The 372-nt window shown below is 43.8% G+C and carries 1 protein-coding gene; it reads left to right on the forward strand.

Going from position 1 to position 372, the window contains the following annotated elements:
* Window positions 1-372, forward strand: a 372-nt coding sequence (locus tag ACTJIX_RS14880) for a GA-like domain-containing protein (RefSeq protein ID WP_440611568.1), incomplete at both ends; no start/stop codon positions are given.

Consider the following 372-nt stretch of genomic DNA (forward strand, 5'->3'; position numbering starts at 1 on the left):
TGCAGAGGATCTACAGCTTGCTGCAGAAGATTTGTTAGAAGAACTGCAAGCAGATGGTTTAATCACACCAGATGAACAGTCACAACTGCAAGATGCAGCAGATGCAGCAGCAGATGCAAAAGAAGCAGCAGAAGAGGCGGTTAATGGCTTACCTGAAGGAACTGCACAAGACACGTTGCAAGATCGATTAGATGCAATCAATGATCCAATTGTTGTTCCAGATGTGAATGATGAAAACAGCAACGGTATTGATGATGCAGATACGGCAGCAGAAGCAGCAGCTGAATTAGTTAAGGATGCAGAGGATCTACAGCTTGCTGCAGAAGATTTGTTAGAAGAACTGCAAGCAGATGGTTTAATCACACCAGATGA

Origin of the sequence: Acinetobacter sp. 22323 (assembly GCF_052044895.1) — a bacterium.
Taxonomy (GTDB): Bacteria; Pseudomonadota; Gammaproteobacteria; order Pseudomonadales; family Moraxellaceae; genus Acinetobacter; species Acinetobacter schindleri.